This is a genomic window from Exiguobacterium chiriqhucha RW-2, from assembly GCF_000416965.1.
Lineage (GTDB): Bacteria > Bacillota > Bacilli > Exiguobacteriales > Exiguobacteriaceae > Exiguobacterium > Exiguobacterium chiriqhucha.
In genome coordinates, this window is record NZ_ATCL01000009.1 from 280,432 (window position 1) to 295,570 (window position 15,139).

Below are 15,139 nucleotides of genomic sequence, written 5' to 3' on the forward strand. Positions count from 1 at the left end.
TATGGTCGTATTCAAACCGTTTGCCCCATACATGCCAACCCATCCCGAGAACGTCGCAGCCGACCCGTACGATATCGTCAGCGTCGAACAAGCACGTGTAGACGTCAAACTGCGTCCCGACTCGTTCCTTGCGGTCGATAAACCAGAAGTGTTCACGGCGGACATGCCGCTCGAGGCGTGGGGACAACGAGCCCGTCATGAGCTCGAACGGCTTTACGAGAGCGAGTTGACCGAACGGACCCACGGATTTTATGTTTACCGGCTCACTGATCAAGGGCGTGTCCAGACAGGGCTCGTCGCCACATTCTCGGTGACCGATTATGAGGCCGGTCGCATCAAGATTCATGAGCACACCCGTGCCGCGAAAGAACGCGAACGCGTCGAGCACGTATCGGCGACGAAAGCGCACACTGGCCCGATTTTGATGAGCCACGCGCCGGACGAAGGGTTGCGTCGCATCTTGGACGACGCGACGACAGGAGAGGCGTTGTTCGCCTTCACGGACAGTGAAGGTGTCATCCATGAAGGCTATGCCGTGCCATCCAAGCATCAAGCACGCGTCATCATGATCGGGGCCAGCATTTCGGCCATCTATATCGCCGATGGGCATCACCGGGCCAAAGCCGCAGCCGTCGTCGCACGGAGCCCGATTCATGAAGGGGAATCGAAACAAGAGCGGGACCACTTCCTCGGCGTCTTGTTCCCGAGCGATGAGCTGACGATTTTGCCATATCACCGGATCCTGAATCAAGTGGACACAGAAGAAGTGATGGTGCTGCTCGAAAGTCTGGATTTATCGTATGACCTCGAGTCGGTCCCTGCTTTGTATGTCCCGAACGAGCGGGGCACGTTCGGTTTGTCTTACCGGGGCGAGCATTTCATGCTCAAAAAACTGCAGACGACGACGTCGCTCGACGTCGCGACGCTGCAACGGGATGTGCTCGAACCGTATTTTCACGTCACGGACGTTCGCACCGATCACCGAATCGATTTCATCGGCGGCAAGGACGCACCGAAACGTCTCGCCGACTTGGCTGAACGTGATGACGTCGTCGTATTGACGTGTCATGCCACGGCGATGGAAGAGCTGATGCGCGTCGCCGACGAGAACGGTCAAATGCCGCCAAAATCGACGTGGTTCGAACCGAAACTGAAGAGCGGTCTGTTCATTCATCGGTTCGATTGAACGTGCAGAGTGGCGTCCCGGCGTGAAAAGCGTTATAAATGGAAGAGAAGAAAGGGGTGGCCGCCATGGCTAAAGCCGTATATCTTCACATTCCATTTTGTGAACATATTTGTTATTACTGTGATTTCAACAAGGTGTTCTTAAAGAACCAACCGGTTGATGACTATTTAGATGCACTTGAACGGGAAATCATCCTATCGCTCGAACAATATCCGACCGATACGATCGAGACGATCTTTATCGGCGGTGGGACACCGACGGCGCTCAATGAGGCGCAGATGAAACGACTCATGGACATGGTCGCACGTCATCTGCTCCCGCTCGCGTCTCCGAATTTGGAGTATTCGGTCGAGGCGAACCCGAACTTCGTCAGTGCGGAGAAACTCGACACGATGAAGCAAGGAGGAGTCAACCGCGTCAGTTTCGGCGTCCAAACGTTCGACGACGGCGGACTCGAGCGCATCGGACGGACGCACCGGGCCGATGACGTGTTTGCGACCGTGACGGAAGCTGCGAAGCGATTCGATAACATCTCGATTGACTTGATGTTCGGGTTGCCGGAACAGACGCTCGAGCAGATTGAGCGCGACCTCGACTTGGCGTTCGAGCTCCCGATTCAACACGTGTCTTCCTATTCGTTGATTCTCGAGCCGCACACCGTGTTCGCGATTCAAGAACGAAAAGGAAAGCTGCGCCTGCCGGGTGAGGACATCGAAGTCGCGATGTATTTGAAAGTGATGGAGACGCTCGAACGGCGTGGGTTGAAGCAGTACGAGATTTCGAACTATAGCCTCGAAGGGCGCGAGAGCCGTCACAACCAAGTGTACTGGCGCAATGAAGAGTATTACGGCTTCGGCGCCGGGGCGCACAGTTATTTGAACGGGGAACGCCGGGCAAACATCGCCCCGATTCCGCATTATATTAAGGCGGAAGGCTTGCCGGTGCGCAATACGACGACGCTCGAGACGGTCGAGAAGATGGAGGAGGAACTGTTCCTCGGACTCCGGATGCGCCAAGGCGTGTCGTTTGCGACGTTCGAGTCGAAGTACGGTGTATCGATGCGTTCGGTGTTCGGGCACGTCTTGACGGAGCTTGAGGCGAAGCGGTTGATCGAGACGACGGACACGCACGTCCGCTTGACCGAATCAGGACTCCCGCTCGCCAATGAGGCGTTCGCAGCCTTCATCGGCGAGGCACGCGTGAACGACACGCACGGCCAGGCTTCCCACTCATAAAAACAAGGGCGGACCCATCTCGGGTCCGCCCTTGACTGCTTATAGGACTAAATCGCGGTAAATCGGCATGAGCCGGCTGAACGTATCCTCGACGAGCGCCAGGAAGGCAGCTTCGTTTTGGAGGATGGACGCGTCAGCCGGGAGTTGACGGCCGATCAAGAAGTCGGCTTTCTTCACGGTCGCGAAGCGTTCCGTCATCGTCTCAATCGATTCGGACGACATGTCCTCGATTAAGAATGCATCTTTCTTCATATGGTCCCCGGCGATATGGAAGTCGGGGAACTCTGATTTGAAGTCGAGCGCCATGAGCCGGCGGCCGATCGCTTCCTTGTTCGGCATCTCATAGATGAAGGCGAGCCAGACGAAGACGCGGTCGTCGAATAAGCCGACCTGGAAATGGGGATGTTTCTTATAGCCGCGTTTGTCATGGCAGATGGCCATCCATGTGTCTTTCGGCGGATTGACCGTCCGGCGCGCATGTTTGGCGACATGTAAATAGAGTGGGATGCCGACGTCGGCTTCGAGCTGGGGCCCGACCTCGTCATAAATCCGGTGGAACAGCGGTTGAATCTCGGAGCGGATCCCGGCCATCCGGGCGTCGAGTCCGTCCTGCGTGAATACATCGAATTGTTGTGTTGTAAACATCTAATCACCTCATGTCGTATCATACAGAATGTTGGGGCGACATGCATCATCGGACGCTCGAACGGACTGGAAAAAATGAGCCAAATGAATTGACAAATAAGGAGAACATGATAATATTTGAAGTGTGATTAGCACTCAGTAAATATGAGTGCTAATAAAGCGAGGCCAATCCTTCAGAGAGGAGTGACGTTGTGCTGACAGAGAGACAATTGCTCATTTTACGAGCCATCATCGATGATTATATTCAGACGGCCCAACCGGTCGGGTCGCGGACGTTATCGAAGCGGGATGACTTATCATTCAGTTCGGCGACGATTCGGAACGACATGGCCGATTTAGAAGACATGGGTTTGATTGAAAAGCCGCATACGTCGGCCGGACGCATCCCGTCCGAGGTCGGCTATCGGTATTATGTCGACCATCTCGTCGAGACGAAAATCATCGACGAGCGTGAGACGTATCGTCTCGGTGAACGACTGCGCGCTTCGGCCCAAGAGTCGGAAGTGCTCATCCGTCAAGCCGCTGACCTGCTCTCTGATTTGACCAACTATACGACGGTGGCACTCGGTCCGAACAGCCAGATGAATCGTCTGGCCCGAATCGATTTGATGCCGCTCGACGAACGGCGCGGCGTCGTCTTGATCGTGACCGATCAAGGCCACGTCGAACATCGGACGGTCGTTTTCGACTCCCCGATGGCGCCTGACTTGGTCGAACAGACGATTCGTTTCTTGAACGATCGTCTCAAAGGGACTCCACTCGGTCAGCTGAAGTTCCGAATCGGGGAAGAAGTGGCCAAACTTCGACTCGCGCACCAGGAACAATTTGAGTTCATGATGCAACTCATTCAATCGACCGTCGAAGTCCAACATCCTGCTTCGCTATATCTAGGGGGGAAGAAGAACATCTTCAACCAACCTGAGTTTCAGACGCTCGACACGTTGCGTCCGTTCCTCGAATGGATTGATGAACAGGAACGGTTGACCGACTGGCTCGAATCGTTGCCAAACCGCGAGATTTATGTGAGCATTGGTAGCGAGAATGGCATCGTCGCGCTTCAAAATTGTAGCGTCATCACGTCCGATTATACACTCGACGGAAAGACGTTCGGGACAATCGCCATGATTGGACCGACCCGGATGGACTATCGACACGGTGTCCAAATGATGGGGCAAATCATTGAGGCGTTAAGGCGAACGAAATTAGAAGAGTGATGGAAAGGAGCCTCATTATGACAACTGACAAACAAAACGGGCCTGAACCAGAAGAAGTGCTCGAAGAAAAAGATTTTGATCCGAAACAGACAGAAACTGTCGAAGCAGAAGAGGTTTCAAATGTTGAGTTTGTGGAAGAAACTTCTGAAGGGACGGATTTACAAAAAGAGATCGACGCACTCAAAGCGAGCGAGCTCCGCATCCGAGCGGACTTTGATAACTTCCGTCGTCGGACGAACGAAGAGAACGCGAAACGCGTGAAGTTCGCATCACAGTCGGTCATCGAGAAGTTGATTCCGCTCATCGACAACTTCGAGCGCGCGCTCCAAGTTGAGGCGACTTCGGATGACGCCAAGCAGATTCAAGCGGGCGTCGACATGATTCATCGTCAGTTGCTGGACGTGTTGAACGGTGAGAACGTCGAAGTGATTGAAGCGGTCGGTCAACCGTTCGACCCGAACTATCATCAAGCGGTCATGCAAGAGCCGAGCGATGAGTTCGAATCGGGCATCGTGACGATGGAGCTTCAAAAAGGATACACGATGCACGGACGCGTCATTCGTCCGAGCATGGTAAAAGTCTCAGAATAACATTACTTAATTAGATGGAGGAATAGACAATGGGTAAAATTATCGGAATTGACTTAGGTACAACGAACTCATGTGTGGCAGTCATGGAGGGTGGCGAAGCAGTCGTCATCTCAAACGCGGAAGGAAACCGTACGACACCATCTGTCGTCGCATTCAAAGGCGAAGAGCGTCAAGTCGGAGAAGTGGCGAAACGTCAGGCCATCACGAACCCGAACACGATTCAATCGATTAAGCGTCACATGGGAACGTCGCATACGGTCGAAGTCGACGGTAAAAAATTCACACCGCAAGAAATCTCGGCAATCATTTTGCAAAAATTGAAAAAAGATGCAGAAGACTACCTCGGTGAAACGGTAACAGAAGCAGTCATCACTGTACCTGCCTACTTCAATGATGCGGAGCGTCAAGCGACGAAAGATGCAGGGAAAATCGCTGGTCTCGACGTCAAACGAATCATCAACGAGCCGACGGCAGCTGCACTCGCTTACGGTCTCGATAAAGGTGAAGACCACACGATCTTGATTTATGACCTCGGTGGCGGTACGTTCGACGTCTCGATTCTCGAACTTGGCGACGGCGTCTTCGAAGTTGTCGCAACAGCAGGGGACAACCGTCTCGGTGGTGACGACTTTGACCAAAAAGTCATCGACTATCTCGTGTCTGAATTCAAAAAAGAGAACGGCATCGACCTCGCACAAGACAAGATGGCGCTCCAACGTTTGAAAGATGCAGCCGAGAAAGCGAAAAAAGACCTTTCAGGTGTAACGAGCGCACACATCAGCCTTCCGTTCATCACGGCCGGAGCAGCTGGTCCGCTTCACCTTGAAACGACACTCACACGTGCGAAATTCGAAGAGTTGACAGCCGACCTCGTCGAGCGCACGATGGAGCCGACACGCCGCGCATTGAAAGACTCAGGTCTTACACCATCTGACCTCGACAAAATCATCCTCGTCGGTGGTTCGACACGTATCCCAGCGGTTCAAAAAGCGATTCACGACTTCACGAAGAAAGAGCCGTTCAAAGGCGTGAACCCGGATGAAGTCGTCGCCCTCGGTGCCGCCATCCAAGGTGGCGTCCTTGCCGGTGACGTCAAAGACGTCGTCCTTCTCGACGTGACTCCGCTCTCGCTCGGTATCGAAACGATGGGTGGCGTGATGACGAAGTTGATCGATCGCAACACGACGATCCCGACTTCAAAATCACAAGTCTTCTCGACGGCGGCTGACAGCCAGCCAGCGGTAGACATCCACGTCCTCCAAGGGGAACGTCCGATGGCACCAGACAACAAGACACTCGGCCGCTTCCAGTTGACGGACATTCCGCCGGCACCACGTGGTGTGCCACAAATCGAAGTCAAATTCGACATCGATGCGAACGGAATCGTTCACGTATCGGCGAAAGACCTCGGTACGAACAAAGAACAGTCGATCACGATTCAATCGTCTTCAGGTATCGACGAGGCTGAAATCGAGCGCATGGTGAAAGAAGCGGAAGCGAACGCGGAAGCTGACAAGCAGCGTAAAGAAGAAGCTGAACTTCGCAACGAGACGGATCAACTCGTCTTCGCAACGGACAAGGCAATCAAAGATCTCGGCGACAAAGTTGACGCTACGGACAAAGAGCGCGCTGAAGCTGCGAAAGAAAAAGCGAAAACGGCACTCGAAGGCACAGACCTCGAAGCCATCCGTACGGCGAAAGACGAATTGTCGAACGTCGTGCAAGAGTTGACGCAAAAAGTATACGCGAACATGGCTGAACAGCAAGATGCTGAAAGTGCCGAGACGCAGACGGAAGCGAAAGACGACAACGTCGTCGACGCTGAGTTTGAAGATCTCGACGATCGCAAATAAGGCAACCGATAGAGAGGAGAGCGCCAAAGCAGGTTTCTGCTTTGGCTCTTTCCATGTTAAGGTAGATTCGATAGAATTTTAGTTTAGACAGTGTAGAGGAGAGAGTAACGTGGCGAAACGAGATTATTATGAAGTGCTTGGCCTAGATAAATCGGCCTCGGCGCAAGACATCAAGCGTGCCTATCGCAAGCTGGCACGCCAATATCACCCTGACATCAACCAAGAGCCGGATGCGGCCGACAAGTTCAAAGAGCTCGGTGAAGCGTACGAAGTATTGTCAGACGAGCAGAAACGGGCCCAATACGACCGCTTCGGTTTTGAAGGGGCCAGTCAATTCGGCGGCGGTGGCGACTTCCAAGGCGGCTTCGGCGACATCTTCGACATGTTCTTCGGTGGCGGTGGTGGACGTCGTCAAGACCCGAACGCCCCGCGACGCGGGGAAGACTATCAATACGTCGTCGATCTCGATTTCATGGAAAGCGTGACCGGCAAGACGGAAATCATCGATCTTGAAATCGAAGTCGAATGCGACACGTGTATGGGCAGCGGCGCCAAGCCGGGAACGAAACCGGATACGTGTAGCCGGTGTGGAGGCAGCGGTGTCGAGACGGTCGAACAGAACACGATTCTCGGACGGATGGTCAATCAGCGGACGTGTAGCCAATGTCACGGTAGCGGGAAGACGATTAAAGAAAAATGTGAGACGTGTCACGGCGCTGGCCATGTGAAGAAACAGAAGCAAGTCGAAGTCAAGATTCCAGCCGGGATTGACAACGGTCAACAGATCCGTCTATCAGGCAAAGGTGGTCCTGGCTTTAACGGCGGTCCAGCCGGCGACTTGTATATCGTCGTTCGCGTCCGGGCGCATGAAATCTTTGAACGGGTCGACCAACATATCACGATGGAGATGCCGGTCACGTTCGCCCAGGCCGCACTCGGTGCGGAACTCGAAGTTCCGACCGTTCACGGTAAAGTGAGTTTGAAAGTCCCTGCTGGTACGCAGACCGGTTCGCGATTCCGGTTGCGCGGCAAAGGGATGCCGAGCGTCCGCGGTGGCGGCAACGGCGACCAGTACGTCAATATCGTCATCATGACGCCGACGAATATGACCGACCGTCAAAAAGAATTGCTCCGTGAATTCGAAGAGATTAGCGGGGAAGCAGGCGTCGAAGAACAACACGGCCTGTTCCAAAAGATGAAGAAGTTTTTTAGCCAGTAAAAGGAGCGTGTTCAAACAATGAAATGGTCTGAAATTTGTGTCCACACGACACAGCAGGCAGTCGAAGCCGTATCGAATTTACTACATGAAGTGGGGGCACAAGGGGTCGTCATCGAGGACGTCGAAGATTACGACCAGATGATGGCCGAAGACCATTTCGGCGAGATTTGGGACGTGTCGGGCCGCGAATCGTATCCTACTTCCGGCGTCTATGTGAAAGCATACGTCCCGGCCTCGGGTGATTTTCAAGACACGTTCGCCGCGTTCAAAAAAGAAGTGGACGGCTTGCGCCACGTTCTCGACATCGGCACAGGTGACGTTACGGTCGTCGAGATGGACGAAGAAGACTGGGCCCATTCGTGGAAGCAATACTACAAGCCCGTCAAAATCTCACAACATTTGACGATCGTCCCGCTTTGGGAAGATTACGAGCCGCAACCGGAAGAGAACGTCATCTTGCTCGATCCGGGCATGGCGTTCGGGACGGGGACGCATCCGACGACGATGCTCTGCATTCAAGCGATCGAGAACTATATCCGACCGGGTGACCGATTGATTGACGTCGGCACGGGATCAGGCGTCCTCGCCATCGCCGCTGCCAAGCTCGGGGCCGAACGGGTCGAGGCGCTTGATTTGGATGCGGTCGCCGTCGAGTCGGCGCGCCAAAACGTCGAGACGAACGGTGTCGGCCACATCATCGACGTGAAGACGGGTGACTTGTTGAAAGGGATGACGGGCGAGTATGACCTCGTCGTCGCCAATATTTTGGCCGATGTCATCATGCTGTTCATCGATGACGCTTACGCACGCGTCAAGCCAGGTGGTTATTTCATCACATCGGGCATCATCGGGCAGAAGCGCGCCGAAGTGACGGAAGCGCTCAAGGCGTCCGGATTCGCGATTGAAGAGACACGGGTCATGGAAGACTGGGTCGCCATCATCGCGAAGAAGGACTAAGCCATGCAACGTTACTTTTTACCGCGTGACTCATTTGTCAATGACACGGCCATGTTACCGGCCGACGTCGTCCATCATATCGGGACAGTGCTCCGGGAGACGCCCGGTTATCGCATGGTGCTCTTAGACGGTACCGGTCTCGAGTATGAGGCCGAGGTCGTGACGCTCGAGAAGAAGACGGGCACGGCCCGTGTGCTCGAACGCCGTCAAGCGACGACCGAACTTCCCGTCGACGTGACGCTCGCTTATGCGCTCCCGAAAGGCGATAAAGTCGAACTCGTCGCCCAAAAAGGGACCGAGCTCGGCATGCATCACTTTTGGGTGTTCGAGTCGAAACGCTCGGTCGCCAAATGGGACGCCAAAAAGGCACCGAAAAAAGTCGAACGGCTCCAAAAAATCATGCAGGAAGCAGCCGAACAGTCGTACCGCGCCGTCGTTCCGATGTGTCAACATATCACACCTCGAGAACTGGCGGACCGGATCGATGCATTCGATGCCGTCGTCATCGCCTATGAGGAAGAAGCGAAGCAAGGGGAGCAATCAATGTTTGCGACCGTATTGCAAGCACTTCAACCTGGGGCGAAACTACTGCTCATCGTCGGGCCCGAGGGTGGCTTTGACGAAAGTGAAGTGAACGATTGGACGGTACGTGGGGCCAAGCCCTGTGCGTTCGGACCACGCATCTTGCGTTCGGAGACGGCGCCGCTCTATGCGCTCGCAGCTATCTCATATGCGCTCGAATTGAATTGATACGTCAAACGGCTCTCGCGTATGCGGGAGCCGTTTTTTAATAATTGTGAGGAGGTGTATCTTTGTTTGTAGTTAGTACATTGTTATAGTTGACTAACCAGGAACAAATTGCGCTTTTCTGGAGGTAAAAAGGTATGGGCATCTTAAAGGTATAGCCATGTTGCTGATTGCTTAGAGGCTAGAAAAGTAGCTTTGGAGTCGACTCCTTTATCCGTTCTTACATAATTTTTCTTTGATTAGGGATAAAAAATAGACAATGAAATAAATCTTAATGATTCAAAAGTTGGAAGAATTGTAAAATAATCGAATACGACTGGAGATGGGGGTGAACTTGCGGTAATATAAGATAATTCGAAGAACAATTTAATCGGGGATATAATTAGAATGTATTCAATGAAGGTTCTTATAAATTCTCATATATTTAAAACTAACTAACGAATAATTCATTTCCCCCCAAATTTTCGAGAACAACGAAGATGGTAATGCAAGTTGTTTCGACTATGTTGATTACGGCCACAAGATTTAATAACCTCTGATATCTTTTGTACTATCAAATGCCACATTCTATACTTGTCATTAGCATACACGTTAATTAAATGACTCTAAGTCTGATCAAGAAAGGACTGGGGCGTTCTGAAAGATCGGTTCTGCACAACCGGCCACCAAATACTAAGTTAATAACCAAAACATGGATAAATCGGGCGTGAGATTTTAAGTGTAAAAATATTAAAAGGCGACTAAATACAACTTACTAATAAACAAAAATAGATAAAATAAATAGATGATATACTAATAGAATGAGATGTAAAAATAATATTGAAAACAAGAAATTAAATTTCGTACACTTTAAGTTACGATAAAAATTTTTAGAATCATAAGTTCGCTAAAAATGTTATTTCCAATGCGATTTTAATAAGATTTCAAGGAGGGAAAATAGTGATTTATGTAGTTCGTGAAGAGTTACTAAGATATGTAGATAATATGTTAGAAATTACAAATAGTTTTAAAATCATAACCGACTGGCTAATAAAAGAAAAAAAAGAAGCAAACACTTTAAATCTTCAGGAAATACCTGATAAATTTTATGTTGTGAAAATTACAGATTCGCAATCAAAGTTGGTCGAAATTGAAAAAGAAATTAAAAAAACATCTGTCGATAGTGATGAATACATAACTTATATTCACAATAAATTGGAGACGACAAATTGGGCCTCATTTACAAAAATTAGAGATATGGCAAGTTTTTGTGAAGGGAAAGAAATAGGTAAAGATGTTAAATATTCAGAAATAGAAAAAATTGAATTCATTAAAGTGCTTAATCATTTCGTGCCGCTTATAAATGAGATAATTAATCGGATTTCTGCTATTTCTTTATATACAAAAATTCACAAAATTGAAAACAATATTGTGATCATTGGTCGAAATGGTTCGGGAAAAAGTAATTTTGCAAGAGAACTAAATGGGATATTAGCTGATGAAATGTCAATCATTTCTGCACAAAGATTGCTTTATTATAATCCACCTTCAGAAATTTCAATAGCCAATGATTACTCTCAAATAATTAGAGAATTTCAAAGTAAATCAAAGTTGAGTAAAGATGATAATTATCAAAATTTAGTATTAGATGATTTTACTAACTTACTTTTAGCACTATTTGAAGAAAAGAGAAAGAATGTATATAAATATTATATACAAAATAAAAAATCAATTTCAGTGATTGATGAAACTATTGAAATTTGGGAAAAAATTTGTTTGGATAAAAAAATTATACATGTGTTAGATTTCGAATTAATAGTAGAATCTGAATCTGGGGAAAAATATGAATTCAATATGCTGAGTGACGGTGAGAAAGCAGTATTCTATTATATAGGGCATACACTTTTAGCACAAAAAAGTGGATACATACTGATTGATGAACCTGAAAATCATTTACACCTTTCAAGTTGTATTAAACTATGGAATATACTTGAAAACAAAAGAGAGGATTGTAAATTTATTTATATTACACATAATCTAGAATTTGCAACATCTAGAACAAATAAAACTCTTATTTGGAATGAACGTTATCAGCCTCCTTTTGATTGGCAGTTTGAAATTATAAATGATGATCAATCTATTCCAGAACGTTATTTGATTGAAATGTTAGGTAGTAGGAAAAAAATTATTTTTTGTGAGGGTGTCGAAAGAAAAAGTCTGGATTACTACGTATACTCTGCTCTATTTCCTGAGTATCACGTCATACCTGTAGGGGGACACAAAGAAGTAATATCTTATGTTCGAGCATCAAAAAAAAATAAATTTTTATCACATATTAAAGTGGTTGGTATTATAGATGGAGATTTTATGGATGAAAGTAAAGTTGAACAGTATAAGAAAGATTTAATATTTGTTCTTCCTTTTAATGAAATTGAAAACTTTTTTTACTCTAAAGAAATGCTATTAATCATGATTGAGGAAACTGATAGCGAAGAGATTAAAGGCTCAGATGCTTTCGGAAAATTCAAGGCCGAGTTTTATAAGTTATTAAGAAAACACAACAATGAACTTAGTCTAGAATATACTAGACATAAGTTAAATGAATACATTTCCTCTAACTCTCTTACTACGAAATCAACAGATAAAATTGAAGATTTAAAGAATGGAATTCAGGATTACTTTAAAGATAAGAATATAGACCAAATTTATGAGGAATATTCAAACAAAATTATCCTATTGATTGAACAAGATAATTTTGATGAGCTTATGAGAATTCATAATTTGAAAAGAAATTTAATACCATTAGGTCAACGTTTTATTGTAGAGAACTATGAAGCGAGAGTGAAAATATTAATCCAAAAAAATAATCCAGATAAACTTAAGCAAATAAAGAGTATATTTGGAAGTTTTTACACTGATATCGCAAATTTAAAATAGGTTTGGCAATTGATTTAGCATGAGGTATAAAGTAAAATAGTGGAATACTAATGTAACCATTTATAATTGATCATTAGTCGGTGATATCGCTGACCTAATTTTTATTGTGTACTTTATTCGCTGCCATGTTGTTTTTGTTGGTAGTTGTTCTCGTTAGTTGTTTAATGCGTTTCGATTTTAGAATGGAAGAATTAAGAATGGTTACATTAGTATATAATTTAAACTGTGGAGAAGTAATTTGAACAATCCATTTAGTAATTTAACTGTAAAATTAAAAAAAAGTGATGATGAGTTAATTAATGCTTTTGGGAGCTTATCAACGTTTGAAGATGTGGCATCAATTCTGGAAGTGTCTAGTCATGCACTATGGATTATCCTTGTAAAAAATAAACCTTATAACTATAGAGAAGCATCAATCCCTAAAAAGGATGGTGGAGAAAGAAAAGTTTATATTCCAAATAATAATCTATTCATTTTACAACAGAAGTTAAAGTATGTTCTTGAACTAATATATTCTCCCCATTTTACATCACACGGTTTTGTAAATGATAGAAGTATTATTTCTAATGCTGAACGTCACGTTAACAAGAAATTTGTGATTAATATTGATTTGAAGGATTTTTTCCCAACAATCAAATATAATCGGATTGTAAATATGTTTGTTAAAGTTTTTAGATGCTCTCCTAATATTGCAAATACTTTAGCAAACATTGTTACACATCACGAAGGTTTTTTACCTCAAGGGTCTCCCATCTCTCCATTGATTTCAAATGTAATAGCTAGAACAATGGATGATCAACTATTTAAACTGTGCAAAGAAATTAAAGAAGTTCAATATACTAGATATGCTGATGACTTAACGTTTTCGACAAATCGAAAGAAAATACCGAATAGCATAGTAAAAAATTCAAATAATAGTTACGAACTGTCTGATAAACTGATTAATATTATTGAAAATAATGGATTTGAAATTAATTATAAAAAATTTCGTGTTCAATCTGAATATGATCATCAAAGCGTTACTGGTATAAAAGTCAACAAAAAACTTAACATAAACAAATCATACATCAGAATGGTGCGCGTATATCTTTACATTTTTGAAAAAAATGAAGATATAAACCAAGCTATTAAAGAATTTAATTTACGAAGACCCAAAAAATCGAATTTAAAACATCGATTAATAAAAAACGAATTTCAAAATCAAATTTTCCATCTCAAAGTTTTAAAGGGAATGATTGAATTTATTGGGTCCGTCAGAGGTAGAAGAGATAGAATTTTTAACAAATTTTCAAAGCGGTTTAATACAATTTGTGAAACTGCCGGATTAAATAATATTCAAATTAATATTCCTCTACTTTTAGAAGAAGTGATTGATAATAAAATATTGGTAGTTGGGAATAATGATCAGTATTTCTATACTTTAGATCAAGGAATCAATACTAAAGAAATTTCTCTTTCTAAGTCACTAGCAGTAAGTAACAATGAAAGGGGAATAATATCTACAAAAGCGAACTGGACAACATTCCGAGATGATTTTGAAGGGACACACTACTATGATTTTCATACTATACCCTTATATAGAAAAAATACAACTGATGTATTATCCTATTTGAAAATTAATCGAGTAGCGGAAAATGATTTAATCTATTTTGAAGGACCTGAAGAGCTTACTAAAAATTTACAAGAAATTAATACTGAAATCGAGTCTTTAAAAATTGGAAATGTAATATTAGTTGGGTTACATAATAATACCATTGAAATTTTTGAAGGTATTTTGACAAAAAGAATTTTATTTGGTGAGAGTAAATTTATTTTTAAACCAATTTCAAACGAGAACCTACCCATTTCTTTTGGATTTGTATTTAATCAAGTTGGCAATTTAGTGGGTACACTTTCTCGTGGTAACTCAGAATTATATGTTAACTCAATTAAATAAAAACAAATTCTATATTCGACTTAATCGCGTTGTCAAAATTCCATTTCAATCTGATAACAATAATTTTTACATTTGTTTAATTAAACTAAACCGCTTTATAAAACTCGGGCGTTACAATCCGAGTTTTATAAAGCGGTATTTTTAATATTTGTAGACTTTAGTAATTGTCAATAATGATGAAAAAATAAGATTGAATGCTCTATATAAAAACTATAAAATTTCGTTCAAAATAATTAAATTAAAAACAGATTATTAGATTTTAAAAGGGCGAAATTTTGCAGATGATTATGTAATAATTAAACCTTTTCTAAGAATCGAACAGATTTTGATATGGAAAAAATGTCAATAATAATTCGCAGAAGCATACAGAAGTAAAATCAGATTTATCAAAGAATATAAAAACGTAAACGAAATTAGGTAAATCTAATTTTTAAATTCGTTTAGTAAGGAGATGTCTTACTTTTCCTAAAAATTCAATCCAATTGTCAAGGTGAATGACTTAGTTATGGCAATAAGCAAATTGTATAACTCTAGAAAAATCCATTTTATATTAGAACTAATCTCTATACGCATAGTATTATGAAAATTCCTTTATAAACATAGCTATTGATTTTTTATTGCTACTATAAAAGTTTATATAA

The 15,139-nt window shown here is 44.7% G+C and carries 11 protein-coding genes; 10 read left to right on the forward strand and 1 reads right to left on the reverse strand.

Translation table 11 applies throughout. The annotated features are described in order from the left end of the window. The first annotated feature begins 1 nt into the window (after position 1). Positions 2-1,186, forward strand: a complete 1,185-nt coding sequence (locus M467_RS18640) for a DUF1015 domain-containing protein (RefSeq protein ID WP_021065665.1) — start codon at positions 2-4, stop codon at positions 1,184-1,186. Positions 1,187-1,251: 65 nt separating this feature from the next. Next, positions 1,252-2,421: a radical SAM family heme chaperone HemW gene (gene hemW, locus M467_RS18645; protein WP_031199852.1), complete on the forward strand. Its 1,170-nt coding sequence runs from the start codon at positions 1,252-1,254 to the stop codon at positions 2,419-2,421. 39 nt (positions 2,422-2,460) lie between these two features. On the opposite strand, the gene M467_RS18650 is transcribed toward hemW, so the two are convergent. Continuing rightward, the gene (locus tag M467_RS18650) at positions 2,461-3,066 is read right to left on the reverse strand and encodes a DUF1054 domain-containing protein (RefSeq protein WP_021065667.1); all 606 of its coding nucleotides are present in this window, start codon (positions 3,064-3,066) and stop codon (positions 2,461-2,463) included. A gap of 191 nt (positions 3,067-3,257) precedes the next feature. On the opposite strand from M467_RS18650, the gene hrcA reads away from it, so the two are divergent. The 8 genes from hrcA to M467_RS31390 all read left to right on the forward strand — a co-directional run bounded on the left by hrcA (position 3,258) and on the right by M467_RS31390 (position 14,498). Further along, positions 3,258-4,280: a heat-inducible transcriptional repressor HrcA gene (gene hrcA / locus M467_RS18655; RefSeq protein ID WP_021065668.1), complete on the forward strand. Its 1,023-nt coding sequence runs from the start codon at positions 3,258-3,260 to the stop codon at positions 4,278-4,280. Positions 4,281-4,297: 17 nt separating this feature from the next. After that, positions 4,298-4,870: a nucleotide exchange factor GrpE gene (gene grpE, locus M467_RS18660; protein WP_021065669.1), complete on the forward strand. Its 573-nt coding sequence runs from the start codon at positions 4,298-4,300 to the stop codon at positions 4,868-4,870. 29 nt (positions 4,871-4,899) lie between these two features. Then, the gene (gene dnaK / locus M467_RS18665; RefSeq protein WP_021065670.1) at positions 4,900-6,723 is read left to right on the forward strand and encodes a molecular chaperone DnaK; all 1,824 of its coding nucleotides are present in this window, start codon (positions 4,900-4,902) and stop codon (positions 6,721-6,723) included. A 109-nt stretch (positions 6,724-6,832) separates the two neighbouring features. Continuing rightward, entirely contained in the window at positions 6,833-7,942 is a 1,110-nt protein-coding gene (gene dnaJ, locus M467_RS18670; RefSeq protein ID WP_021065671.1) for a molecular chaperone DnaJ, read from the forward strand. An 18-nt stretch (positions 7,943-7,960) separates the two neighbouring features. Beyond that, positions 7,961-8,899, forward strand: a complete 939-nt coding sequence (prmA, locus tag M467_RS18675) for a 50S ribosomal protein L11 methyltransferase (protein ID WP_021065672.1) — start codon at positions 7,961-7,963, stop codon at positions 8,897-8,899. A gap of 3 nt (positions 8,900-8,902) precedes the next feature. Further along, positions 8,903-9,649 (forward strand): 16S rRNA (uracil(1498)-N(3))-methyltransferase, encoded by a 747-nt coding sequence (locus tag M467_RS18680; protein WP_021065673.1) that lies wholly within the window; start codon positions 8,903-8,905, stop codon positions 9,647-9,649. A gap of 936 nt (positions 9,650-10,585) precedes the next feature. Then, on the forward strand, positions 10,586-12,562 hold the full coding sequence (locus M467_RS18685) for a DUF4435 domain-containing protein (RefSeq protein WP_021065674.1): 1,977 nt from the start codon (positions 10,586-10,588) through the stop codon (positions 12,560-12,562). Positions 12,563-12,800: 238 nt separating this feature from the next. Beyond that, positions 12,801-14,498 (forward strand): reverse transcriptase domain-containing protein, encoded by a 1,698-nt coding sequence (locus M467_RS31390; RefSeq protein ID WP_021065675.1) that lies wholly within the window; start codon positions 12,801-12,803, stop codon positions 14,496-14,498. Positions 14,499-15,139 lie beyond the last annotated feature (641 nt).